The following is a 24,173-nucleotide window of genomic DNA, read 5'->3' as shown; positions in this document are numbered from 1 at the left end:
AGGCCCCCGTACGCCCACGGGAGGTGCCCGCGCTCCGACCACCGGATGCGGTGGTTGTCAGCGCTGGCGCCTACCGTTGACGCATGTTTTTTCGACGGCGCGTGTGGCGCGAGCGGGTACGCGGGTGGCCGCGACGGTGGATCGCCGTCGTGGCGGCCTTCGTGGTGCTCGCGGGGACAGCGGCCGGCTGGACGGCGGTGGCGTCGGACTCCGGCGGCGGATCCACCGTGCACCGGCAGGACCGGATGATGCCGATGGGCGGCGGGGTGCGCATCGACACCTCGTACTTCACGGCGGGTGACCCGTCGCACAAGCGGCCCGCCGTGCTGCTCACGCACGGCTTCGGCGGCAGCAAGGCCGACGTCCGCGCCGAGGCGGAGCAGCTCGCCGCCCACGGCTACGCGGTCATGACCTGGTCGTCCCGCGGCTTCGGCCGCTCCGGCGGCAAGATCGGGCTGAACGACCCGAAGCACGAGGTGGCCGACGTCTCGCGGATGATCGATTGGCTCGCCAAGCGCCCGGAAGTGGAGCTCGACAAGCCGGGCGACCCGCGTGTGGGCGTCACCGGCGCCTCGTACGGAGGCGCGGTCTCGCTGCTCGCGGCGGGCCACGACAAGCGGGTCGACGCTGTCGCCCCGCAGATCACGTACTGGAACCTGGCGGACGCCCTGTTCCCCGACGGCGTCTTCAAGAAGCTGTGGGCGGGCGCCTTCTTCACCTCCGGGTCCGCGCAGCTCGGCACCCGCACCAGCGAGGCCGGGCTCGCCTGCGGCCGCTTCGAGAAGAAGCTGTGCGACATGTACAAGCGCGTCGCCGTCTCCGGGAAGCCGGACGCGGAGGCCCGCAAGCTGCTGGAGGAGCGCAGCCCGGTCGCCGTCGGCGACCGCATCAAGGTGCCCACGTTCATCGCGCAGGGGCAGACCGACTCGCTGTTCCCGCTCTCCCAGGCCGACGAGATAGCGCGCCACGTGAAGGCGAACGGCGCGCCCGTCGAGGTCGACTGGCTGAACGGCGGGCACGACGGCGGCGACATGGAGGTCGACCGGCTGCACGAGCGCGTCACGTCGTGGTTCGACCGCTATCTGAAGGACGAGAACGTCGACACGGGCCCCGCGTTCCGCGTCACCCGCACCGGCGGCGTCGACTCCACGGACGGCGCGGCCACCCTGCGCGGCGCGAGCGGCGACCTGTACCCGGGCCTGCGCGGCGAGCAGCGGGTGCGGGTGCCGCTGAAGTCGGCGACGGAGACCTTCCAGAACCCGCCGGGCGGCGGGCCGCCGTCGATCTCCTCGGTGCCGGGCCTCGGCCAGGTCGCGAACCTGTCGGCGTCGCTGGGCGGCGGCTTCTCCCTGGAGTACCCCGGCCAGTTCGCGCGCTTCGACTCGGCGCCGCTGAAGAAGTCGGTGCGCGTCACCGGCTCCCCGACGGTCACCGCGCACGTGAAGTCGTCGAGCGGCACCGCCGTCCTGTTCGCGAAGGTGTACGACGCCGGTCCCGACGGGGCGCGTCAGGTGCTGCCCTCGCAGCTGGTCACGCCGGTCAAGGTGACCGGCGCGGACGGCGCGGGCAAGGACGTGAAGATCACGCTCCCGGCCGTCGACCACGAGGTGCAGAAGGGCCACAAGCTGCGGCTCGTGCTGTCCGCGACGGACCTCGGCTACGCGTCGCCGAACGAGCCCGCCACGTACCAGGTCTCGATGCACGACAAGAGCCTGAGCGTGCCCACCGCCCCCGACGTGAAGACGGCGGCGACGCCGCTGCCCGGCTGGGTGTGGTGGCTGCCCGCCGGGGCGGTGGTCCTCGCGGCGGGCCTGCTGTTCACGGCCCGGCGCCGGACGACGGCGCCCGCGCCCGACCCTGCCCTCGCCGAGGTCCCGCTCCAGATCACCGACCTCAGTAAGAAGTACGCGGGCTCCAGCGACCGGTACGCGGTGCGCGAGCTGTCCTTCCGCGTCGAGCGCGGCCAGGTCCTCGGCCTGCTCGGGCCGAACGGGGCGGGCAAGACGACGACGCTGCGCATGCTGATGGGCCTCATCCGGCCCGACGGCGGCGAGATCCGGGTCTTCGGCCACGCGATCAGGCCGGGCTCCCCGGTGCTGTCGCGGGTCGGCGCGTTCGTCGAGGGCGCGGGATTCCTCCCCCACCTCTCCGGCCGGGAGAACCTGGAGCTGTACTGGAAGGCCACAGGCCGCCCCGCCGAGGACGCGCACCTCGACGAGGCCCTGGAGATCGCCGGCCTCGGCGACGCCCTCGCGCGCGCCGTGCGCACGTACTCGCAGGGCATGCGCCAGCGCCTCGCCATCGCGCAGGCCATGCTCGGCCTGCCGGAGCTGCTCATCCTCGACGAGCCGACGAACGGGCTCGACCCGCCGCAGATCCGCGAGATGCGCGAGGTGATGATCCGCTACGCGCGCGGTGGCCGCACGGTCATCGTCTCCAGCCACCTCCTCGCCGAGGTCGAGCAGACCTGCACGCACCTCGTGGTCATGGACCGCGGCCGGCTCGTCCAGGCGGGCCCCGTCGCGGACATCGTCGGCTCCGGCGACACGCTGCTCGTCGGCGTCGCCGGTGAGGTCTCCGACGCGCTCGTGGAGAAGGTGAGCGGCCTCGCCGGGGTCGCCTCCGTGGGGACGGTCGAGGACGGGCTGCTGGTCCGCCTCGTACCGGAACCGGACACCTCGTCCCGGGAGGGGGACCCGGCGTCCCAAGAGAGGGACCCGGCCGCCCGGCTCCTCGCCGAGCTGGTCCGCCTCGACGTACCGGTGCGCTCCATGGGCCCGCACCGGCGCCTGGAGGACGCGTTCCTGACCCTGATCGGAGGTGCGTCGGCATGACGACCGACACCACGACACGCGACCCCGGCGTACCCGAGCGCGCCCACGGCTACCGCCCCGCCCGCACGCTTCCGCTGCGCGTGGAGCTCGTACGGCAGGTGAAGCGGCGGCGCACGCTCGTCATGGGCGCCGTGCTGGCGCTGCTGCCGTTCGTGCTCGTCGCCGCGTTCGCCATCGGCGGCGAGCCGGGCAGCGGCGGGGGCGAGGGCGGGCAGCGGGTGAACCTGATGGACACCGCCACCGCGTCGGCGGCGAACTTCGCGGCGACGACCCTGTTCGTGTCGGCGGGCTTCCTACTGGTGATCCCGGTGGCCCTGTTCTTCGGCGACACCGTCGCCTCCGAGGCGAACTGGTCGAGCCTGCGCTATCTGCTGGCAGCGCCGGTGCCGAGGGCCCGGCTGCTGTGGTCCAAGCTGGCCGTCGCGTTCGGCCTCAGCCTCGCCGCGATGCTGCTGCTTCCGCTGGTGGCGCTCGGCGTCGGGGCGGTGGCGTACGGCTGGGGGCCGCTGGAGATACCGACCGGCGGGGCGCTGCCGGCTGGCACGGCGGTGCAGCGGCTGCTGCTGATCGTCGCGTTCGTCTTCGTCTCCCAACTGGTCACGGCGGGCCTCGCGTTCTGGCTGTCCACCAAGACGGACAACCCGCTGGGCGCGGTCGGCGGCGCGGTCTTCCTGACCATCGTCGGCAACGTCCTCGACGCGGTCACCGCGCTCGGCGACTGGCGCGACTTCCTGCCCGCGCACTGGCAGTTCGCGTGGGCGGACGCGATCCAGACGCAGCCCGAGTGGGGCGGAATGATCCAGGGGGCTTCGGTGTCGGTGGCGTACGCGGTGGTGCTGTTCGCGCTGGCGTTCCGGGGGTTCGCGAGGAAGGACGTGGTCTCGTAGGGGAGTTGGGGCCGGGCGGGCCCTGTGGGAGGGGCGACTTCCGTATCGCGTGACCGGTTCGGGACCCGGCCGCAACACATTCGAGCGCTCCTTCCGGCGGCCCCGTGCGTCACAGGTCACATGAGACTGACGCAGGGAAAGCAGGCATTGGGCGCCGCGCTGCTCGTCGGCGGGCTGTTGCTCACGGCGTGCGGCGGGCCCGGCGGCTCGGCGGACCAGGCGAACCGGAAGGTGAGCCGCGGCTCCGGCGCCGACAAACCGGCCGCCCCGTCGGGCACCGTGGGGGAGGGGGACCGCCGCTCCACCTTCGCCCTGGACGTGGACACCGCCTCGTACGGGTACGCGCGCCGCAGCCTCGGCGCGGGGCGGCTGCCGGAGCCGCGCTCGGTGCGCCCCGAGGAGTTCGTGAACAGCTTCCGCCAGGGCTACCCGCGCCCGAAGGGCAACGGCTTCTCGGTGACGGTGGACGGCGCCCGCACCGGCGACGACGGCTGGCGCCTGATGCGGGTGGGCCTGGCGACGGCGCAGGCCCCGGCGTCCGGCGACCGCCCGCCCGCGGCGCTCACCTTCGTGGTCGACATCTCCGGCTCCATGGCGGAGGCGGGCCGCCTCGACCTGGTCCGGGAGTCCCTCGCCACGCTCACCGACCAACTCGACGCGGACGACTCGATCGCCCTGGTCACCTTCAGCGACGAGGCGCGCACGGTCCTCCCGATGACCCGCCTCGGCCCCCGCGACGGCGAGACCAGGGACACGGTCAAGTCCGCCGTCGACACCCTCGAACCCACCGACTCCACCAACCTGGAAGCGGGTGTCACGACCGGCTACGAGACGGCCGTGAAGGGGGCGAGGCAGGGCGCCACGAACCGCGTCGTCCTCCTCTCCGACGCCCTCGCCAACACCGGCGCCACCTCGGCCGACACCATCCTCGAACGCATCGCGGACGCCCGCCGCGAGCACGGCATCACGCTCTTCGGGGTGGGCGTCGGCAGCGACTACGGCGACGCGCTCATGGAACGCCTCGCGGACAAGGGCGACGGCCACACCACGTACATCTCGACGCCCGCCGATGCCAGGAAGGTCTTCACCGAACAGCTCCCGGCGAACGTCCAGTTGAGGGCCCGCGACGCCAAGGCGCAGGTCGAATTCGACGAGGACAAGGTCACCGGCTTCCGCCTCCTCGGCTACGACAACCGCCGCGTCGCGGACGACGACTTCCGTGACGACCGCGTCGACGGCGGCGAGGTCGGCCCCGGCCACACGGTGACGGCCCTCTACGCGGTCAAGCTCCGCGAGGGGGCGGAGGGCGAGGTGGCTCGGGCCACGGTCCGCTGGCTCGACCCGGAGAGCCGCTCCCCGCGCGAGGCCCACGGCGCCGTGTCCGCCTCCGACCTCGCCCGCCCCCTCTGGTCACCCGCCACACCGCCCCGCCTGCGCGTCGCCGCGGCGGCCGGCTACTTCGCCAACCACCTGAACGCCACCGCACAGGACCCGCTCCCCGGCGCGCCGTCACTCCGCCAACTCTCCGGATACGTAGCGGAGTTGGCGTCGACCACCGAGGACGCGGACGTGCGGGAACTGGCGGACGCGGTGCGGCGGGCCCGGCAGCTGGGCGACTGAGGAGCCCCGAGTGGCCGGCCGTCGGCGTCGCGGGTCCCGCGACGGACTGTGACGTCTTTCCCCAGGCCCGCTGCAGTTCCGCGTCACAGTCCCCCTCCGTTCCCCAGCGCCTCGCGGTCTAGCCTGGGCCGATGAAGTGCGTGCGCACCTGGAGTGTCAGTGGCAGCGACCACGCGGGATACGAGACCGCGTGGGTCGACCTCGGCGAGCCCGGAACGCTCCGCGCCCGCGGACGCGCGGTCGGCACGTCCCCCGTCCCGTACTGGGTCACGTACGAACTGGAGACCGGCGACCGGTACGTGACCCGGCGGCTGCGCGTGAGTGTCGAGGACGCGGACCGGACACGGGAGTTGGACCTGGTCAGGGGCGCCGACGGGCAGTGGACCGCGAACGGTGGCCCGCTGCCCGAGGTCGCGGGAGCTCTCGACTGCGACCTCGGGCTCTGCCCGATGACGAACACCATGCCGGTCCGCCGCCACGGCCTCCACCTCGGTCCCGGCGAGCACACGTTCCTGATGGCCTGGGTCAAGGTCCCGGAACTCACCGTGGGCCCGTCCCGGCAGACGTACACGCATCTCGCGCGCACGGAGCGTGGGGCGCGCGTCAGGTACGCCTCCGGGACCTTCCGCTCCGACGTGGAGTTCGACGAGGACGGGGTCGTTGTCGACTACCCTCAACTCGCCCGCGCCCTCACATAGTTGAACCGTCGGCCCTCAGCGGATCTGCCGCCCCGAGATCGCCCGCGCGATCACCAGCCGCTGGATCTCGCTCGTGCCCTCGAAGATCGTGTAGATCTTGGCGTCGCGGTACATCCGCTCCACGGGGTGCTCGCGGCTGTACCCGGCGCCGCCGAGCACCTGGATCGCCTTCTCGGACGCGGCGACCGCCAACTCCCCGGCCCGCAGCTTCGACATGGAGCCCTGGCCCGCGTCGAAGGTCTTGTCGTTGCGGGCCATCCACGAGGCCTGCCAGATCAGCAGGCGGCACGCCTCGATCTCCGTGCGGAGGTCGGCGAGGGCGAAGGCGATGGCCTGGTTGTCGATGATGGGGCGGCCGAAGGCCTCGCGTTCGCCCGCGTAGTCGAGCGCGTACTCGTACGCGGCGCGCGCGATACCGAGGGCCTGCGCGCCGACCGTGGGGCGGCTGACCTCGAAGGTCGACATCGCGGCCTGGCCCTTGCCGCGCCCGCCCTCACGGGCCCGCGCCAGCCGCGCGTCCAGGCGGTCGCGACCGCCCAGCAGGCAGTGGCCAGGCACCCGGACCTCGTCGAGGAAGACGTCGGCCGTGTGGGACGCCCGTAGGCCCAATTTCTTGATCTTCTTCGCGCCTTCGAGGCCCGACGTCCCCGGCGGCACGATGAACGCCGCCTGTCCGCGCGAGCCGAGGTCCGGGTCCACGGAGGCGACGACCACGTGCACGTTCGCGATGCCGCCGTTGGTGATCCACGCCTTCTGGCCGGACAGCACCCACTCGTCCTTCGCCTCGTCGTAGCGGGCGCGCGTACGCATGCCCGCCACGTCCGAACCCGCCTGCGGCTCCGACACGCAGAACGCCGCCACCTTCGGGTCGTCCTCGTCGCCGTAGCACTGCGGCACCCACTCGGCGAGCTGGTCGGGCGTGCCGGCGGAGAAGATGCCGGCCACGGCGAGGGACGTGCCGAAGAGCGCCATGCCGATGCCCGCGTCGCCCCAGAACAGCTCCTCGTTGGCGATCTGGAGCGAGAGGCCGCTCGGGTCGCCGAACATCTCGGCCAGCGACTCGAACCCGTACAGGCCGATCTTCGCGGCCTCCTGGATCACCGGCCAGGGAGTCTCCTCGCGCTCGTCCCACTCGGCGGCGGCCGGGCGGACGACGTCAGAGGCGAAGCCGTGCACCCAGTCGCGCAAGTCGCGCTGTTCTTCGGACAGTTCAAGAGAGAAGGCCACGCCGGTCACGCCTTCGGAATGTCGAAGTAGCGCGCGAGCCCCGACGCGAGCGCCACATCGCCCGCGATCTTGACCTTGCGCATCATGAACATCGTGACGGGCGAGGAGTTGCCGGAGACCAGCTTGAGGAAGTCGGCGTCGCCCATGATGAGTGTGGTGCGCGGCTCCGCGTCCGAGCGGCCTTCGGAGACCGTGCACGTACCGCCGGAGATCTTCGTCTCGTAGACCGCCTCGGGGACCTCGTCCTGGCCGGTCACCTTCCAGCGGATCAGCGCTTCGAGCGAGCCCGCGACGTCCGGCTTGAACTGCCGCTCCATGCGCCCGAACACCTCCTTGAGGACCCGGGTGCGCAGCGTCTCGTCCCGCGCGACCTCGTTGATCTCCTTGGCCGACAGGCCCTTGACGATCCGCGCGAACTCCTCGGGCGTGACGCTCGCGAAGTCGAGCGCCGCGATCTCCTCGGCACCGCTCATGGGCGTACTCTCCTCACTTCACTACCGACCTTACTGCTTAGTAAGCTTACTAATTGGTAAGGTTACGGCGACGTAGATAGGCTGACAAGGGTGACGGGCACTTCGGGAGCGGCGAAAGGGCGTACGGCGGCGCGGCGGAAGCGCGTGCCACGCCACGTGCGCGAGCAGCAGATCATCGACGTCGGCGTGCGGGTCTTCGCCAAGCGTGGCTATCACGCCGCCTCCGTGGACGAGATCGCCGAACTCGCGGGCATTTCAAAGCCGATGGTGTATCTGTACCTGGATTCCAAGGAAGGGTTGTTTCTCGCGTGTCTGCGGCGGGAGGCCGAGCGGCTCGTCGCCGCGTTCCAGGACGCCGCGCGCGGCGCGGGTGCCGCGCCCGAACTGCGGCTGTACGCGGGGCTCTCCGCGTTCTTCGCGTTCGTCGCCGAGCACCGGGACAGCTGGGTCGTGCTGCACCGGCAGGCCTCGGAGCTGAGCGAGGCGATCGCCGCGGCCGTCGCCGACGCGCGCCGCGCGATCATGGCCGAGGTGGCGGGGCTCATCAGGGACGGCATCTCGGACAGCGGTCGCGGCTCCCAACTGGGCGACGAGGACGCCGACTTCGTCGCACACGCCCTCGTCGGCGCCGCCGACTCGCTCACCGACTGGATGGAGCGCAATCCAGGGCAGTCCCCGGAGGGCATCACGCTGCGCCTGATGAACATGGTGTGGGTGGGCATGCGCGACGTGCTCGACGGCGAGGTCTGGACGCCGTAGTTCCGGGCGTCGACGGCTCCTGTCGTCGATTCGTACGCGACCATTGAATTTTCCTTACGCGTAGGTAAGTTGACTCCAGAGTAAGTTCGAGCGAGTTCGAGTCTGGCAGCCGCGCAAACGGGGAGCCGTCATGGGCGTACGCAAGGATCTGAAGCGGGCCGGGAAGCGCGGCGATCTGGCCGACCGCGCCAAGGCCGAGCTGGTCAGGGGCGAACACGGCACCGTGCGCGAGGCGCGCGTCGCGCCGCTCGCCGAGCCGCCGAAGGACGGGTCCACGCCCGCCGACATCCCGTTCGCGAACGCCGAGGAGGAGCCGAACGCCGTCGTCGTACGGCGCAAGGAAGGCGAGCAGTGGCGGCCGGTCACCGCCGCCGCGTTCGCCCGCGAAGTGACCGCCACCGCCAAGGGGTTGATCGCGGCGGGGCTCCAGCCGGGCGGGCGTGTCGCGCTCATGTCGCGCACCCGCTACGAGTGGCAGGTCCTCGACTTCGCGATCTGGGCCGCCGGCGGGCAGACCGTGCCCATCTACGCCACGTCGTCGCCCGGCCAGATCGAGTGGATCGTCCAGGACTCGGGCGCGACGATGCTGATCGTCGAGACGCCGGAGAACGCCGTCGCCGCCGAGGAGGCCGTCGCCGGACTGCCGGACGCCGACCGCCCCGAAATCCGTCAGATCGACGCGGGCGCCGTGCTCGAACTCGCCGCGCTGGGCGCCGATGTGGCCGACGAGGAGGTCGTCAAGCGGCGGGCCGCGCTCACCCCCGACACCATCGCCACCGTCTGCTACACCTCCGGCACCACTGGCCGCCCCAAGGGCTGCGTTCTCACACACGGCAATCTGTACGCCGAGGCCGCGAACACCGTCGAGCTGCTGCACCCCATCTTCAAGGCGATCACCGGGCAGACCGCCTCCACGCTGCTGTTCCTGCCGCTCGCGCACATCCTGGGCCGCACGATCCAGGTGGCGTGCATGCTCGCCCGCATCGAGCTGGGGCACTGCCCGAGCATCAAGCCGGACGAGCTGCGGCCCGAACTCCGCTCGTTCCGGCCGACGTTCGTGGTCGGCGTGCCGTACCTCTTCGAGAAGATCCACGACACCGGGCGGGCGACGGCCGAGAAGCTCGGGCGCGGCTCGTCCTTCGACCGCGCCGACCGGATCGCGGTGCGCTTCGCCGAGGCGCATCTGGCGCGGTTCCTGGACGGCGACAAGGGGCCGGGCCCCGGGCTCCGGCTCGCGCACGGGCTCTACGACCTGCTCGTCTACCGGCGCGTGCGCAAGGAGCTCGGCGGCAGGCTCCGGTACGCGATCAGCGGCGGCTCGCCCCTCGACCGCAATCTGAACCTGTTCTTCTACGCCGCCGGGATCGTGATCTACGAGGGTTACGGCCTGACCGAGACGACCGCCGCCGCCACGATCACCCCGCCCCTCAAGCCGCGCCCCGGCACCGTCGGCCTGCCCGTGCCCGGCACCACGATCCGGATCGCGGACGACGGCGAGGTGCTCATCAAGGGCGGCATCGTCTTCGGCGCGTACTGGAACAATCAGGGCGCGACCGATCAAGTCCTGGACGAGGACGGCTGGTTCGCGACCGGGGATCTGGGGGAGTTGGACGACGACGGGTATCTGAGGATCACCGGGCGCAAGAAGGACATCCTCGTGACGAGTGGGGGCAAGAATGTCTCGCCCGCCGTCCTCGAAGACCGGTTGCGCAGTCGCTCGCCCATCGGTCAGTGCATCGTCGTCGGCGACAACCGCGCGTACGTCGGCGCCGTGATCACCCTCGAACCGGAGTCCGTCGCGCACTGGCTGAGCGTGCGCAAGATGCCGGCCGACACCCCGATGTCCGAGATCATCGGCGACCCGCGGATCGTCGCCGACGTCCAAAAGGCCGTCGACTACGCCAACGAGGCCGTCTCGCGCGCCGAGTCCATCCGGAAGTTCACGCTGGTGGAGGGCGAGTTCAGCGAGGAGAACGGGCTGCTCACGCCCTCCCTGAAGATCAAGCGGCGGGCCGTGCTCACGGCGTACGAGCGGGAGATCGAGGAGCTCTACGGTGCCTGAGGCCCACGGCGAGCGTGCGTACGACTATGACGTCCTCGTCGTCGGCTCCGGCTTCGGCGGCTCCGTCTCCGCGCTCCGGCTGACGGAGAAGGGGTATCGGGTGGGGGTGTTGGAGGCCGGGCGGCGGTACTCCCGCGACACCCTTCCTCGTACGTCCCTCAAGGTGCGCGACTACCTGTGGGCGCCGCGCCTCGGGATGTACGGGATCCAGCGCATCCACCTGATGAAGAACGTGATGGTGCTGGCGGGTGCGGGGGTGGGCGGCGGATCGCTGAACTACGCGAACACGCTGTACGTGCCGCCGCCCGCCTTCTTCCAGGACCGGCAGTGGGGCCACATCACCGACTGGCAGCGGGAGTTGGCGCCCTACTACGAGCAGGCGCGGCGCATGCTCGGCGTGCGCACCAACCCCACCACCACCGAGGCCGACGAGCTGTTGCGGGACGCGGCCGCGCGGATGGGCGCGGGCGACACCTTCCGGCTCACGCCCGTGGGCGTGTTCTTCGGCGACGGGCGGGACGCCGACGGGACGACGACGGGCCGGGCGGGTGAGGAGGTTCCCGACCCCTACTTCGGCGGGGCCGGGCCGACCCGCGCGGCCTGCACCGAGTGCGGGTCCTGCATGACCGGGTGCCGGGTCGGCGCCAAGAACACGCTCACCGAGAACTACCTCCACCTCGCCGAACGGGCGGGCGCCGAGGTCCGCGCCATGACGACCGTGACCAGCGTGCGTGAACTGCCGGGCCGCGAGGCGGGGTTCGAGGTCACGACCGTGCCCACGAACAAGCGCCGCCGGGGCCGCCGCACCGTCCTGCGCGCGCGCCGCGTCGTCCTGGCGGCGGGCACGTACGGCACCCAGAGCCTGCTCCACCGGATGCGCGACGACGGTGTCCTGCCGGGGCTCTCGCGCCGCCTCGGCGAACTCACCCGTACCAACTCCGAGGCCCTGGTGGGCGCCCTTACCTGGCCGCGCCGCTACGGCAGGCCGGACATCGACTTCACGCGCGGCGTCGCCATCACCTCGTCCGTGCACCCGAACGCCAACACCCACATCGAGAACGTCCGCTACGGCAAGGGCTCCAACCTGATGGCCCTGATCTGCGTACCCCAGTACAAGCAGAATCTGCCGAAGCCGCTCGCCGCCGCGCTCGCCTTCCTCGCCCACCCGGTGCTCGTCGCCCGCACCGTCGCCCTTCGGCACTGGTCGGAGCGGACCATCATCGGGCTCGTCATGCAGACCCACGACAACTCGCTGACGACGAGCCTCGACAAGCGGGGGCTGCTCACCGCCGAGCAGGGGCACGGCACCCCCAACCCCGTCCACATACCGGAGGGGTGGCGGGCGGCCGGGCTGATCGCCGAGTCCATCAACGGTTTCGCGGGCACCAACCTCGGCGAACTCATGGGCAAGCCGCTCACCGCGCACTTCCTGGGCGGCTGCGCCATCGGGGACAGCGCCGACAGCGGCGTGATCGACCCGTACCACCGGGTGTACGGGCACCCCGGCCTCTCCGTCGTCGACGGCTCGGCGGTCTCCGCGAACCTCGGCGTGAACCCGTCCCTGACGATCACGGCGCAGGCCGAGCGGGCGATGTCGTACTGGCCGAACAAGGGGGAGGCGGACGCGCGGCCCGAACAGGGGGAGGCGTATCGGGAGTTGCGGCCCGTGCCGCCACGCGCGCCGGTCGTTCCCGAGGGGGCGTACGGGGAGCTGCGGCTGTGACGGCACGGCTGTCCCCCCCCCCGCGTCCGTAACGGCGCCGTCTGGCCAGCGGATTCCTGAATTTTGCCCCATTTGTGCATAACGTGAGTGGGTCAAGTCGTGTGCACGGAGTCCGGGAGGGTGCATGAGTGAGCGGGACGAGGTCGTCGAGCGGGCGGGGTGGTCGCTGCCCGGCTGGCTGGCCGTGGCGGTCACCGCGCTCGCGCTCGCGGGCGCCGGATACGGCTGCGGACTGCTCGGCTGGATCCCCGACACGGTCACCGACTTCCTGGCCCCACCGGCCGCACCGGTGCGCGGCGACGCGGTCCGGGCCGGGTGGGGCGCGTTCGTCGTGGCCTGCGCCGTCCTCGTGGTCCTCGCCGTCGGCGGCCTGACCCGGTGCCGCGCGGGCAGCGCCCTCGGCCTGAGCCTGTACGGCCGCTACCGGGGCACCGTGCGGCGCACCGGACTGCGCTGGGTCAGCCCGTTCGTGCTGCGCCGCCGCATCGACGTACGGCTGCGGCACTGGCGCGGCGAACCGCTGGCGGCGGTCGACGCGGACGGGCTGGCGCTGCGCGTCGAGGCGCTGGTGGTGTGGCGGGTGCGGGACACCGCGCGGGCGCTGTACGCGGTGCGGGACCACGAGGCGTATCTGCGCGGGCAGATCGAGGTGGCGCTCGCCCGGGTGTTCTCGCGGCTGCCGCCCGACGCCTTCCACGAGTCCGCCCCGACGCTCCGGGACCCGGAGGCGGTCGGCGCCGAGCTGGCCCAGCTGCTGACCGAGGAGTGCGCGGCGACCGGCGTCGAGGTGCTCGCGGTGCGGCCCACGCGCATCGAGTACGCGCCGGAGGTCGCCGCCGTGATGAGCAGGCGGCGGCTCGCGACGCTCGACGCGCGGCAGCGGGCGGGCGCGCTGCGCGGCGTCGTCGACTCGGTGGAGGACACCCTCGAACGCCTCACGGGCCGCGGCCTGGTCGAGCTCGACGAGTACGAACGCAACGCGCTGGTGCGGGACTTGACGGTGGCGTTCGCGCGCGGGGACGCGGCGGGCACGTGAGAATGTCGCAGACAAGCGTATGTCTGCGACATTCTCACGGGCGGGTACCTGCCTCAGCCGGCTTCTGCTGTGGGCTTCGTCAACAGCGTCAGCGCTCGGTGTTGACGTTGTACAGCTTGCGCGACCAGGCGTAGCCGACGACGGTGATCGCGGCGCACCAGGCGAGCGAGATCCACCCGTCGTTGCCGATCGCCGAACCGGTCAGCAGCCCGCGCAGCGTCTCGGTCATCGGCGTGAACGGCTGGTGCTCGGCGAACCAGCGCAGGCCCGGCGCCATCGACTCGGCCGGCACGAACGCGGAGCCGAGGAACGGCAGGAACTGGATGAGCAGCGGCTTGTTGCTCGCCGACTCGACCGTCTTGGACTTGAGGCCGAGCGCCGCCGCCAGCCAGGTGATCGCGAACGTGATCGCGACGAGCAGCCCCGTCGCGGCCAGCCACTCGACCGGGTTCGCGTCGGGCCGGAAGCCGAGCGCGATGGCCACGGCCACGACAAGCACCAGGCTCACCATCGTCGTGAGGACGCTGCCGACGACATGCCCCGTCATGAACGAGGAGCGCGTGATGTTCATGGTGCGGAAGCGGTTGATGATGCCCTCGGTCATGTCCTGGCAGACCGCGATCGAGGTCGACATGGCCCCGGCGGCGACACCCATGATCACGATGCCGGGCGTCAGATACTCCAGATACGCGTCCCGTCCCGCGCCGCCCGACATCGAGTCGCCGAAGGCGAACACGAACAGCACCAGCATCAGGATCGGCATCATGGACGCGCCCAGCGAGACCATGGGATAGCGCAGCGCGTGCTTGATGTTGCGGCGCAGCATCGTCATCGAGTCGTGCACGGCGTACGTGAGGGCGCTCGCGGCAGTGCTCTTCGCGGTGCTCGTGGCGGTACTCGCGGTACTCATCGCAGGGTCTCCTTGACGTGAAGCGGGTTGGCGTCGGTGCCGTCGCCGGTCAGGGCGAGGAACACGTCGTCGAGGTCGGGGGTGTGCACGGAGAAGTCGGCGGCCTGTACGCCGGCCGTGTCGAGCCGGTCGAACAGGGTGCGCAGCGCGGTGAGATCGCCGTCGCTCGCGATCCGCAGCGCGAGCTCCTGGTCGTCACGGGCCGAACCGGGGAAGGCCGCGGCCGCCCGCTCGTACTCGTCCGTGTCGTTGAACCGCAGCCGTACGTGGCTGCCGGGGATCTGCGCCTTCAGCTCGTCGGCGGTGCCCTCGGCGACGATCCGGCCGCCGTCGAGCACGGCGATCCGGTCGGCCAACTGGTCGGCCTCCTCCAGGTACTGCGTGGTGAGGAAGACGGTGACGCCCCCGGCGACCAGTGAGCGCACGGTCTCCCACATGGTGCGGCGGCTGCGCGGGTCGAGCCCGGTCGTCGGCTCGTCCAGGAAGATGATCTTCGGGTCGCCGACGAGCGTCATGGCGAGGTCGAGGCGGCGCCGCATGCCGCCGGAGAAGGTGGCCGCGCGGTTCCCGGCCACGTCCGCGATGCCGAACCGCTCAAGCAGCTCCTTCGCGCGCTTTCTGCCCTCGCGCTTGCCGAGCCGCAGCAGGTCGGCCATGAGGAGCAGGTTCTCCTCCGCGGTGAGCAGGTTGTCGAGCGCGGCGAACTGCCCGGTGACACCGATCGCGGCGCGCACCCCGTCCGGCGACGAGGCGACGTCGTGCCCGGCGACCTGCGCCTGCCCGCCGTCCGCGTCGACGAGCGTGGACAGGATCTGCACGGTCGTCGTCTTGCCGGCCCCGTTCGGCCCGAGCAGCGCGAAGACCGAACCGGCGGGGATGCTCAGGTCGATGCCGTCGAGGACGGTCTTGTCGCCGTAGGACTTGCGCAGTCCGACGGTGGAGACGGCGAGTGGGGCTCGTCCGGTCTCGTCGTACGTGGATGTGGACATGACAGATGAAGGCATGGGGCCCTCCGGTGTGAGGGTGCGGGTGATGGGAGCGCGGGTGGTGAGGTGCGCGCTGTGGGGCGCGTGAAGTGCTGGTCTGCGTACGGGAGTTGAGTCCCGTCGGGGTCAGGCCTTGGCGCGGCGGACCTCGATGTTGCCCCACTTGGTGCGGGCGCGGACCTTGACGGTGTCCTCGGTCCCGGCCGGGGCCTCGGAGGCGGTGAGCGCGTTGCGGACCTGGCCGTTGTCGGAGCTGGCGTCGAGCCAGGCGGCGGTGCCCTCGCGGATGCCGACCTCGATGGCGCCGTAGTTGGTCTCCAACTGGACGGTGCCGCGGGCGACATCGGTGACGCGCAGCGCGCCGTAGGCGGTGGTGGCGGCGACCGAGTTCTCGGCGCGGCCGACCTCGATGTCGCCGTGTGCGCCGTTCACCCGCAGTTCGCCGGTCACGGCGTCGACGATGGTGGTGCCGTACGAGTTCTTGAGGACGGCGTGGCCGTCGATGACGCCGATCCGTACGTTGCTGGAGCTGGCGGTGATCTCGGCCGGGCCCTCGACCCGGTCCACCCGGATCGACCCGTGCGCCGACTTGAGGCGCAGCGGCCCCGAGGTGTCGAGGCGGACGTCGCCGCCCGAGGTCTTCACGTCGACCTTGCCGAGCGGGCCCTCGCCGGACACCTGGGTCCAGGAGCCGGTGACTTCGACGGCCGAGCCGGCGGGCAGCTCGACCGTGACGTTCACGATCCCGCTGGGGCCGATCATGCGGCGCTCCGTCGTCCGGACGGTGAGGATGCCGCGGGCGTAGGAGACCTCGGTCTGCTCGGCGGCCTTGACGTCCTTGCTCCGCTTGGCGTTGCCGGGCCGCACCTCGACGACGGTGTCGGTGCGCTCGCTCGCGGTGAACTGGATGGAACCGGCGCCCACATGGGCGTTGACCGAAATGGCTTCCGGGGTGTCGAAAGTAGGCATGGCTGTCCCGTCCTCCTGGCTCAAGTGCTGTGGTCGTGGGCTGTGATGTGTGTGGCGGGCGGGGTGCGGGCGAGGGGCCTCCCGGCGGCTCTTAGCGCACCCAGCCCGTGAAGCTCTGTCCGATGGAGCGGGTCTTCTCCGGCGTACGTGGTGCCTGACCGCCGTCGACCGCGGCCGACACGGCGCGCACCAGCCACGCGTTGACCGAGAGGCCCTCGCGGTTCGCGGCCTCTTCGGCGCGGGCCTTGAGGTGGGCGGGCAGCCGCAGGTTGACGCGTGCGGTGCCGCCTTCGTCGGTCTCCGGGGCGGGCGGCGGGGTGGCGGGGGCTTCGAGGGGCTCGGCGGGCTCTTGCGCGGCGGTGTCGCGCGGCGGCGGTGTCACCACGAAGTCGGGGTCGAGCCCCCGCAGCCGTACGTCGACCGAACCGGGAGCCAGGTCGCGGGTGATCTCGTCCATGGCGGCGGAGAGCACGTTGAGCATCGTGAGCCGGGTGGCCGACTCCAGCGGAGCGATGAGCCGCTCGGCCAGTTCGCGTGCTTCCTCGCCGCCGGCTTCGGCGGCCACCGCGAGCTCGCGGTGCAGGGTGTCGACGTAGGGCGTGAGGTCCATGACGTCATCATGGCACCACTATGGCGCCATGTGCAAGCCCGATGGCGCCATGTGGTGCCACGTGATGCCATGCGGCGCCATCGCGTGGTGCCAGGCGGCGTCAGGCGGCGTCATGTGACGCACGTGTGGTGCCCATGGGTGGGGTGCGTGCACGTCGCCCGGTGGGTGCGTGCATGGTGAACCATTTTCGGGTCGGTCGCGTGATCAACAGAGACACGTTTATGCCGCACCTCTGAGGAACTTCATGACGCGCAGATGGGCGCTTATCTCCACGATCGCCGTTTTGACCGTCGCGCTGGCATTCGTCGGCGTCCAGCTCGTGCGCGGCCAGGACTCCGAGGCGAAATCGACCGAGGCGAAACCCTCCGCGTCGAGCTCCGGCGAAGGCGGCGCCACCGCCTCCCTCGACGGACTCGGCTGGTGGCCGCTGCACCGCTCCGGCACCGCGAAGGTCGGTGAGCACGACGCCGTCGTCGGCTCCGGCGTGAAGTGGACCGAAGGGCCGGAGGGCGGCGCCCTGCACCTGAACGGCGGCCGCGGCTACGCCGACACCAACACCCGACTCGACACCCAGACCAAGGACTACTCGGTCGCCGCGCGCGTGCGCCTCTCCGACCAGGGCACCAAGGGCATGCACACCGCCCTGTCCCAGGACGGCGAGCGCAACAGCACGTTCTTCCTCCAGTACTCGGGCCAGGACGGCAACTTCGCCTTCAGTTTCCCCGGGGCCCGTACGGTCGCGGACACGTCCGAGGAGCCGCGGCCCGGCCAGTGGTACCACCTGACCGGCACGTACAGTCAGAAGGACCACCGGATGCGGATCTACGTGGACGGAAAGCTCGCCGGAACCAGGGTTGCTTCCAGCGACGTGAAGCCGACGGGCGGCGTGCTGATCGGGCGCGGCAAGTTCGGCGGGAAGCCCACCGACTACTGGCGCGGCGACCTCGCCGACGTACATGTCTACGACCGGGAGCTGACGTCCCGTGAGGTGAGTTCGCTCTCCTCGCACGAGCCGGGCTGACCGGCACCGACGCCTCGTACTTCACCGCCGCCGCGGGCCTACGGACACCCGTCCGACCGCGGCGGCGCCGCCGGTCTGCCCGCACCCGGCGCACCCGCACCCGTCTTCCCTCACAGACGATCCGGAGAGGAAGGGCCTTGTCGGCCAGCGCTTCGACCGAAGACCGGATACCCGGCCCGCGTGCAGCGGACTCCCACGTCGCGGACCCGCACGCCGCGCCCCTGCAACCCGACGAATTCCTCAGAGCGCTCTACGACTTCCACGGAACCGCGCTGCTCCAGTTCGCCGCGCGCCGCCTCGAAGGCGACTGGCACCGCGCCGAGGACATCCTCCAGGAAGTCGCCATACGAGCCTGGCGGCATGCCGCCGAACTCGACCCGACCGCCGACTCGGCGCGGCCCTGGCTGTTCACCGCGCTGCGCAACCTCGTCATCGACGGCCACCGCGCCCGCCAGGCAAGACCGCCCGAGACCGGCGACCCCGAACTCGCCCACCTGCCGGTGTCCGACGGCGTCGACCACATCCTCACCACCCAGGTCCTCGTCGACGCGCTCGGCGACCTGCGCCCGTCCCAGCGCGAGGTCCTGCTGCACGTCCACTACCTGGGCCGCACCGTCAACCAGACGGCCAAGGTCCTCGGTGTGCCGCCGGGCACCGTCAAGTCCCGTACGTACTACGCCGCGCGCGCCATGCGCGAGGCGCTGAACAGGCGGGGCCTGTACGCGCACGGTGCCGTGGAGGGCGAGGCCGCGTGACACTCAGACGGCCATCCGTCCCGCGTGCCGGTTGATCTCCAGGCCGAGCGGCCCGGTGTCGAGCGTGCCGTCGGCGCCCGCCTTCCAGCGCCAGCCCGTGGGCGCCTCGCCGAGCACCAGCAGCGCGTCGCCGCGCCGCATCCCGGCGAGGGCGCCCTCGCGGCGCGGCAGTTGGGAGGCGTCCACGACGAACAGGTGCGGCACCTCGCCCTGCACGGCGATCCGGCTGCTGCCCTCGATGAGGCGGAAGACCTGGGTGACGTCGGCCGAACCGGCCTCCGGCACGCCCGCGTTCGCCGACTTGGCGGTGGCGAAGGCCTCCTCAAGGCTCGCCGCGTGGTGCAGCCGCGAGCTCCGCGTCTCGTCACCGGACAGGAGCCGGCCGTCGCCCAGCGAGCCGACCAGGGTGACCTGGGCGAGCGAGCCCACGGGCCCTGCGATCGCCTCGATGACGAGGGCCCGCACCAGCGTGCGTACCTCGTCGTCCGGACCCGTCACCGAGACGGGGCCCGCCGCGCGGGACAGGTCGACGAGCACGCGGTCGGGGCCGTCGAGGCCGACCGTCACCGTCAGCGCGTACGGCAGCGCCGGTTCGCCCTCCGGGCCGGGCTTGTGCAGGTCGTCGGTGGAGATCGTCCAGCGCTCGCCGTCGGCCTCGGAGGTCCACGGCGCGGGGGCCTCGTCGGACGCGCCCGCGAGGAGCAGCCCGAGCCGGTCCTCCGAGTAGACGACGGCGTACAGATCGGGCAACGAGCGGCCCGAGCGCACGCATTCGCCCGTCAGGCGGCGCAGGCCCGCGTTGACCACTTCGAGCGCCCCGCGGCTCGTGACGGCGGCCGATGCGGCGACCGGCTTCGGCGGGCGTGGCTTCCGCTCGGTGACGATCAGCGTCACCACCGCCGCGATCAGCGCAAGACCCAGCACCGCGGCCAGGACGTACCAGATCATCCACTGACTCCTTGTCACACAAAAACGGGGGGCGGCACGGCCGCTGCGCCGTGCACCCGATGGCCACTACGGGGCGGGTCCGCGGATGGTTCACCGGTACGTCGCGTGAACCATCCGCGGACCCGCCCCGTAGTTCCGTCAGTGGTGCGGGAGCCGCTGAACAGGGCTGTTGGACAAGGGTCATTGGCCAGAAGCCATTGGACAAGGCTCCCGAATCCCCTCATTCACGCCGGTTGGAGGACGTTTTCGTGTCGTTGATGTTGACCGTGGTCGAGGCGGGTGGTGACGCGTTCGACGTCCACCTCGACGCCGACCCCGACACGCCCGTGAGCGCTGTCGCGGAGGCGCTGGCCGGGGCGGGAGGCGTCCACCGGCCCCCGGAGGGCCTCGGCCTGTACGCCGACGACCGGCTGCTGCCCGCCGACATGCGGTTGCGGGACGCGCCGCTCAAGCACGCCGCGATCGTGGGCCTCGGCCGGCCCGCGGGCGGCGCCACCGCCGAACCGGACGGGCTCGTCGAGGTGCGCGCCGTCGGCGGTCCCGGCGCGGGCACCGTGCACCGGCTCGACATGGGGGAGTACCGGATCGGCCTCGGCCACGACGGCTCCGCCCAAGTGCTGCGCGCCGTCCCCGACCAGCCGTCCGCGATCCTCACGGTGGGCCCCGGCGGACGCTGCCGCATCGCGCCCGACACCGGTGCCAACGGGGCCGCGCAGCTGGACCGCGAGGACCTCACCGAGGCCGCCGCCTGGCCCGTCGGCGCGCAACTCCTCGTCGGCGGCACCCTGTTGGAGCTCGCGCTGCCGCAGCGGCCGGACGCCGCCGTGCAGCCCTCCGAGGACGGCGCCGGCTGGGACTACAACCGGCCGCCGCGCCTTCGCCCCGCCGAGCGCGCCACGCACTTCGCGCTGCCGTCGCCGCCCGCCCCGCTCGCCGCCCGGCCGCTGCCGTGGATCACGGCGGCGGCGCCGATCGTGATGGCCGTCGTGGGCGCGCTGGCCTTCGGCCGCATGACGATGCTGCTGTTCGGGCTGCTGTCCCCGGTCGTGATCGTCGGCAACTACTTCGTCAGCCGCCGGTCCGGCAAGCAGTCCCACTCCGACAGGGTCGCCGAGTTCGAGGAGAAGAAGGCGCGCATCGAGGGCGACGCGCACGAGGCCCTGACCGCCGAACGCACCGCACGCCGCCGCGGCTTCCCCGACCCGGCCGAGGTCGTCCTCACCGCAGTCGGCCCCCGCCGCCGCCTCTGGGAGCGCCGCGCCACCGACGCCGACTTCCTCGAACTGCGCGTCGGCACCGCCGACATGGACTCCGACGTCGTCCTCCAGGACCCGACGAAGGACGAGCACCGCCGCCAGGACCCGTGGACCGCCTACGACGTCCCGGTCACCGTGCCACTGCGCGAGCACCACGTCCTCGGCGTCGCGGGCCAGGGCCAGGTGGCGCGCGCCGTGGCCCGCTGGGCCGTCGCCCAGGCCGCCGTCCTGCACAGCCCCCGCGACCTCCAGATCCACCTGCTGACCACCGGCGAACAGGGCCGCGACGGCTGGTCCTGGCTGCGCTGGCTGCCGCACGTCCGCAAGAAGTCCGGCGACACCCCGGCCTCCATCGGCTACGGCACCGAGAGCTGCGCCCGGCGCGTCGCCGAACTCACCGCGCTGATCGCCGAACGCGCCACGATGACGGCCGCCGAACGGCGCGGCAAGCCCGCAGGACCCGACATCCTCGTCGTCCTCGACGGCGCCCGCAGGCTGCGCTCGCTGCCCGGCGTCACGCAGATCCTGCGCGAGGGCCCGGCCGTCGGCGTGCGCGCGGTCTGCCTCGACGCCGAGGAGCTGCTGCTGCCCGAGGAGTGCCAGGCCGTCGTCGCCGAGGAGCCCGGCGGCACCATCCGGGTGGGCCGCTCGGGCCGCGGCACCGTCACCGGTGTCCGCGCCGACCTGGTCTCCGTCGACTACTGCCGTTCGCTTGCCCGCGCGATGGGCCCGCTGCGCGACCCGGGCGGCGGCGACGAGGAGGCCGCCGTGCTGCCCGCCTCCGCGCGCCTGCTCGACGTCCTCGCCCTCGACCCGCCGCAGTCCTCCGGCATCCGCGCCCGCTGGACGGCCGGTGGCCGCTCGACCCGCGCCGCCGTCGGCGTCTCCCTGGACGGCGCGTTCCACCTGGACCTGAAGCGCGACGGGCCGCACGGCCTCGTCGCGGGCACCACCGGTTCCGGCAAGTCCGAGCTCCTCCAGACCATCGTCGCGTCCCTCGCCGTGGCGAACCGCCCCGACGCGATGACCTTCGTCCTGGTCGACTACAAGGGCGGCTCCGCGTTCAAGGACTGCGTCGACCTGCCGCACACCGTGGGCATGGTCACCGACCTCGACGCCCACCTCGTGGAGCGCGCCCTGGTGTCCTTGACCGCCGAACTCACGCGCCGCGAGCACATCCTCGCCGGGGTCGGCGCCAAGGACATCGAGGACTACGTCGACCTCCTGGAGCGGGAGCCGGGCGCGGGCCGCGACCCGATGCCCCGACTCCTCATCGTCATCGACGAGTTCGCCTCGATGGTCCGCGACCTGCCGGACTTCGTGAAGGGCCTCGTCAACATCGCCCAGCGGGGCCGCTCCCTCGGCATCCACCTGATCCTGGCCACCCAGCGCCCCAGTGGCGTCGTCTCCTCCGAGATCCGCGCCAACACCAACCTGCGCATCGCACTCCGGGTCACCGACTCCGGCGAGAGCCAGGACGTCCTCAACTCCGGTGAGGCGGCGGGGATTTCGCAGAGCAACCCCGGACGCGCGTACGTCCGCCTCGGGCAGAACTCCCTCGTCCCGTTCCAGTCCGGACGCGTCGGCGGCCGGCGCCCCGGCGCCACCACGGTCTCCCTCCCGGCGCCCTGGGCGGTCGCGGTCGGCTGGGAACGCCTCGGCGACCCGCTCCCGGCCCGCCCCCGCGCCGCCGCCGCGCCCGCCGAGGTCGAGACCGACCTCACCGGACTCGTCACGGCGATCCGCGAGGCCGACCGCGAGATGGGCATCCCCCGGCAGCACAGCCCCTGGCTGCCGCCGCTGCCCGAGGCCCTCGTCACCCGGGAGCTCCCGGCCCCCGCCCCCACGACGTACGACCTCCAGCCGGTCCCGTACGGCGTCGTGGACCTGCCCGCCCAACAGGCCCGCGAGTCCCTGGTCATCGACCCGGCGACCCTCGGCCATCTGCACATCGTCGGCTCGCCCCGACAGGGCAGGTCGCAGACGCTGCGCACCATCGCGGGCGCCATGGCCCTGGCCCACGGCGCGGACAAGCTGCACATGTACGGCATCGACTGCGGCAACGGCGCGCTGCTTCCCATCGAGGGCCTGCCGCACTGCGGCGCCATCACCCAGCGCACCCAGCCCGACCGCGTGGCCCGGCTCCTCGCCCGCCTCACGCGCGAGCTGACCCGCCGTCAGGAGATGCTCGCGGCGCGCGGCAGCGCCGACCTCCCGGAACTGCGCCGCGCACTGCCCGAGGCCGAACGGCCGCCGCACATCGTCCTCTTCATCGACCGCTGGGAGGTCTTCGACAAGCAGCTCGGCGAGTACGACTCCGGGAACCTCCTCAACTCCGTCATGACGCTGCTGAGGGACGGCGCGAGCGTCGGCATCCACCTGCTGATGACCGGCGACCGCGCGCTGTTCTCCAGCCGCGTCAACGGCTCTACCGAGGACAAGCTCGTACTCAAGCTGAACGAGAAGTCCGAGTACGGCCAGATCGGCATCACCCAGCGCAACGTGCCCGACGAGATCCCGCCGGGCCGCGCCTTCCGCGCCGCCGACAAGGCGGAGGCGCAGATCGCGCTCCTCACGGACAACCCGGAGGGCCAGGCGCAGGCGGGCGCGCTCCACCAGATCGCCGAACACTGCCGGGCGCAGTCGGCAGGGCTCCCGGCCACCACCCGCCCGTTCCGCGTCGACACGCTGCCGGACCGGCTCACCTGGGACCAGGCGATCCAGTACGTGCCGCGCCCGCTGCCGTCGCCGCGCTGGGCGCTGTCCGGGGTCGGCGGCGACGAACTCGCGGCGGTAGGGCCCGATTTCTCCGTGACGCCGACCTTCATGGTCTCCGGCCCCGCCCGCTCGGGCCGCAGCACGGTCCTCTCGACCCTGGCGATGTCGCTGCTCTCGACCCGGACACCCATCGTCATCGGCGCCCCCTCCAGGTCCCCGCTGCGCCAGCTCGCCGGGCGGCCCGGAGTCCTCGCGGTCTACGAGGAGTCGGACATCGACCCGATGGCCCTCGAACAGGTCCTGGCGTCCGCGCCGAAGGGCGCCGTGGTGATCCTGGACGACGCCGACCTGCTGCTGAAGACGAAGGCCGAGCCGGTCCTCACCCAGATCGCCAAGTCCGGCGCGGAGCACGGCCGCGGCCTGGTCATCGCGGGCCAGACCGACCGCCTCTCCTCCGGCTTCTCCGGCTGGCACACCGAGGCCCGCCGCAACCGCTGCGGCCTCCTCCTGAAGCCGCAGAACATGAGCGACGGCGACCTGATCGGCGTCAAGATCCCGCGCAGCCGCCTGAACGCGCCCACCATGGGGCGGGCGATCCTGCACCTCGGCGACGGGGTGCTGCGCACGGTGCAGGTGCCGGAGACGGTGCTGCCGCCGGCGGTGAACTGACCGAACGCAGGC

At 72.2% G+C, this 24,173-nt stretch carries 18 protein-coding genes; 11 read left to right on the top strand and 7 right to left on the bottom strand.

Annotated elements, in window-relative coordinates; all coding sequences use genetic code 11:
* The first annotated feature begins 83 nt into the window (after nt 1-83).
* The 4 genes from RBJ65_RS16360 to RBJ65_RS16345 all read left to right on the top strand — a co-directional run bounded on the left by RBJ65_RS16360 (nt 84) and on the right by RBJ65_RS16345 (nt 6,039).
* The gene (locus tag RBJ65_RS16360) at nt 84-2,834 is read left to right on the top strand and encodes an alpha/beta fold hydrolase (RefSeq protein WP_306320478.1); all 2,751 of its coding nucleotides are present in this window, start codon (nt 84-86) and stop codon (nt 2,832-2,834) included.
* Nucleotides 2,831-3,721: an ABC transporter permease gene (locus tag RBJ65_RS16355; RefSeq protein WP_306320479.1), complete on the top strand. Its 891-nt coding sequence runs from the start codon at nt 2,831-2,833 to the stop codon at nt 3,719-3,721. Before RBJ65_RS16360 ends, RBJ65_RS16355 begins: the two co-directional genes overlap by 4 nt.
* Nucleotides 3,722-3,841: 120 nt before the next feature.
* Nucleotides 3,842-5,341: a von Willebrand factor type A domain-containing protein gene (locus RBJ65_RS16350; RefSeq protein WP_306320480.1), complete on the top strand. Its 1,500-nt coding sequence runs from the start codon at nt 3,842-3,844 to the stop codon at nt 5,339-5,341.
* A 131-nt stretch (nt 5,342-5,472) separates the two neighbouring features.
* Nucleotides 5,473-6,039, top strand: coding sequence for a putative glycolipid-binding domain-containing protein (locus tag RBJ65_RS16345; RefSeq protein WP_306320481.1), 567 nt, complete (start codon nt 5,473-5,475; stop codon nt 6,037-6,039).
* Between the two features lie 15 nt (nt 6,040-6,054).
* On the opposite strand, the gene RBJ65_RS16340 is transcribed toward RBJ65_RS16345, so the two are convergent.
* Together RBJ65_RS16340 and RBJ65_RS16335 are read right to left on the bottom strand one after the other, a co-directional pair.
* Nucleotides 6,055-7,266: an acyl-CoA dehydrogenase family protein gene (locus tag RBJ65_RS16340; RefSeq protein ID WP_306320482.1), complete on the bottom strand. Its 1,212-nt coding sequence runs from the start codon at nt 7,264-7,266 to the stop codon at nt 6,055-6,057.
* A gap of 5 nt (nt 7,267-7,271) precedes the next feature.
* The gene (locus tag RBJ65_RS16335; protein WP_306320483.1) at nt 7,272-7,739 is read right to left on the bottom strand and encodes an SCP2 sterol-binding domain-containing protein; all 468 of its coding nucleotides are present in this window, start codon (nt 7,737-7,739) and stop codon (nt 7,272-7,274) included.
* A 90-nt stretch (nt 7,740-7,829) separates the two neighbouring features.
* Here RBJ65_RS16335 and RBJ65_RS16330 point away from each other — a divergent pair, with 90 nt between their 5' ends.
* From RBJ65_RS16330 to RBJ65_RS16315, 4 genes are all read left to right on the top strand, one after another.
* Entirely contained in the window at nt 7,830-8,498 is a 669-nt protein-coding gene (locus RBJ65_RS16330; protein WP_306320484.1) for a TetR/AcrR family transcriptional regulator, read from the top strand.
* 130 nt (nt 8,499-8,628) lie between these two features.
* On the top strand, nt 8,629-10,560 hold the full coding sequence (locus RBJ65_RS16325) for a long-chain fatty acid--CoA ligase (RefSeq protein ID WP_306320485.1): 1,932 nt from the start codon (nt 8,629-8,631) through the stop codon (nt 10,558-10,560).
* Entirely contained in the window at nt 10,553-12,283 is a 1,731-nt protein-coding gene (locus RBJ65_RS16320) for a GMC family oxidoreductase (RefSeq protein ID WP_306320486.1), read from the top strand. Before RBJ65_RS16325 ends, RBJ65_RS16320 begins: the two co-directional genes overlap by 8 nt.
* Before the next feature lie 124 nt (nt 12,284-12,407).
* The gene (locus tag RBJ65_RS16315; RefSeq protein WP_306320487.1) at nt 12,408-13,319 is read left to right on the top strand and encodes an SPFH domain-containing protein; all 912 of its coding nucleotides are present in this window, start codon (nt 12,408-12,410) and stop codon (nt 13,317-13,319) included.
* 88 nt (nt 13,320-13,407) lie between these two features.
* Here the strand turns inward: RBJ65_RS16315 and RBJ65_RS16310 are convergent, their stop codons facing one another.
* From RBJ65_RS16310 to RBJ65_RS16295, 4 genes are all read right to left on the bottom strand, one after another.
* On the bottom strand, nt 13,408-14,229 hold the full coding sequence (locus tag RBJ65_RS16310; RefSeq protein ID WP_306320488.1) for an ABC transporter permease: 822 nt from the start codon (nt 14,227-14,229) through the stop codon (nt 13,408-13,410).
* Nucleotides 14,226-15,233 (bottom strand): ATP-binding cassette domain-containing protein, encoded by a 1,008-nt coding sequence (locus tag RBJ65_RS16305; RefSeq protein ID WP_372341326.1) that lies wholly within the window; start codon nt 15,231-15,233, stop codon nt 14,226-14,228. Before RBJ65_RS16305 ends, RBJ65_RS16310 begins: the two co-directional genes overlap by 4 nt.
* A 108-nt stretch (nt 15,234-15,341) precedes the next feature.
* Nucleotides 15,342-16,184 (bottom strand): DUF4097 family beta strand repeat-containing protein, encoded by an 843-nt coding sequence (locus RBJ65_RS16300; protein ID WP_306320490.1) that lies wholly within the window; start codon nt 16,182-16,184, stop codon nt 15,342-15,344.
* A gap of 91 nt (nt 16,185-16,275) precedes the next feature.
* Nucleotides 16,276-16,794 (bottom strand): toxin-antitoxin system HicB family antitoxin, encoded by a 519-nt coding sequence (locus tag RBJ65_RS16295; RefSeq protein ID WP_306320491.1) that lies wholly within the window; start codon nt 16,792-16,794, stop codon nt 16,276-16,278.
* Nucleotides 16,795-17,038: 244 nt separating this feature from the next.
* Between RBJ65_RS16295 and RBJ65_RS16290 the strand changes: the two genes are divergently transcribed.
* Together RBJ65_RS16290 and RBJ65_RS16285 are read left to right on the top strand one after the other, a co-directional pair.
* Nucleotides 17,039-17,815 (top strand): LamG domain-containing protein, encoded by a 777-nt coding sequence (locus tag RBJ65_RS16290; protein WP_306320492.1) that lies wholly within the window; start codon nt 17,039-17,041, stop codon nt 17,813-17,815.
* A gap of 137 nt (nt 17,816-17,952) precedes the next feature.
* Nucleotides 17,953-18,570: a sigma-70 family RNA polymerase sigma factor gene (locus tag RBJ65_RS16285; RefSeq protein WP_306320493.1), complete on the top strand. Its 618-nt coding sequence runs from the start codon at nt 17,953-17,955 to the stop codon at nt 18,568-18,570.
* A gap of 3 nt (nt 18,571-18,573) precedes the next feature.
* Here RBJ65_RS16285 and RBJ65_RS16280 read toward each other — a convergent pair whose 3' ends face one another.
* Nucleotides 18,574-19,518, bottom strand: a complete 945-nt coding sequence (locus RBJ65_RS16280; RefSeq protein WP_306320494.1) for a hypothetical protein — start codon at nt 19,516-19,518, stop codon at nt 18,574-18,576.
* A 257-nt stretch (nt 19,519-19,775) separates the two neighbouring features.
* On the opposite strand from RBJ65_RS16280, the gene RBJ65_RS16275 reads away from it, so the two are divergent.
* Nucleotides 19,776-24,161 carry an FtsK/SpoIIIE domain-containing protein gene (locus RBJ65_RS16275; protein ID WP_306320558.1) on the top strand — a complete coding sequence of 1,462 codons (4,386 nt, stop codon included), beginning with the start codon at nt 19,776-19,778 and terminating at the stop codon, nt 24,159-24,161.
* The last annotated feature ends 12 nt before the right edge of the window (nt 24,162-24,173 follow it).

The organism is Streptomyces sp. KL109B, from assembly GCF_030766935.1.
GTDB lineage: Bacteria > Actinomycetota > Actinomycetes > Streptomycetales > Streptomycetaceae > Streptomyces.
The sequence above is the reverse complement of the archived record's forward strand: the minus strand, read 5'-3'. Positions and strand labels throughout refer to the sequence as shown.